1 protein-coding gene is annotated in these 791 nt (G+C 56.1%); it reads right to left on the bottom strand.

Features of this window, described 5'->3' with window-relative positions:
- Window positions 1–224 precede the first annotated feature (224 nt).
- The coding region (locus VZ95_RS26395; RefSeq protein ID WP_456297715.1) for a hypothetical protein at window positions 225–791 on the bottom strand (567 nt) is incomplete at its 5' end.

Raw genomic sequence — 791 nt, 5'->3', positions numbered from 1 at the left:
TAAAATCTCTTTTCACGCCAGAACAGTTTTCGCGACTTTTGAGCCCCATCAAAGCGCACCGCTGTGCTGCAAACAATTATTCGTAAGAGGCTGGGGCTTAGCTTGAAGCGACTGACCATGCCCCAATCAGAACGGCGGCCGTCCCCGCAGGAATGACCCCCGAACCTTTGATGATCTAAGGGCTGCCCTCCCCAGGCTGGACGCGGGGAGGGCGCTTCGACCGGTTAGATGAACGTCACCTGCGCGATATCGGTGATCCCGGTGACGGTGAGAATGTTGGCTGCATCGATTGTGGCGACGAGGTAGCCTGTCGAGAAATCGATGATGGCGGCGGGATCGATATCAAGGACGAGGGCACCGACAGTGCCGTTGACCGTGTCGAGGCCGCCGGTGTAGGTGAGGGTAAGAGTCGCGGCGTTGGTGATGTAGATTGTGTCATCCCCTAGACCTGCGGAGATCGTACTATTACCACTGCCAAGCACGATATAGTCGTTGCTGGCACCGGTAGAGATGTCGTGGAGGCCATCGGTGAAGACGACCGAGACGGCCTCACCGGCGAGACCAGTGCTAACAACGGTTTTATCACCGCTCAAGCCGTTAATGGTGTCGGCCCCGGACCCAGCGGTAATCGTATCCGTTCCGTCGCCGGTGGTGATTGCGTCATTCCCGGAGCCGGTTTCGATATAATTGTTGGAGATACCGCCCGAGAAATTGTGCTGTTGGAGAGTGATTAAATTATTGCCACCCCCTAAACGGATATCATTGGTGCCTCGGCTGAGGTAAATCTCTCG

The sequence above is a fragment of the Elstera litoralis genome, from assembly GCF_000963705.1.
GTDB lineage: Bacteria > Pseudomonadota > Alphaproteobacteria > Elsterales > Elsteraceae > Elstera > Elstera litoralis.
Note: the sequence above shows the minus strand (reverse complement) of the source record. Positions and strands in the feature narration are given on the sequence as shown.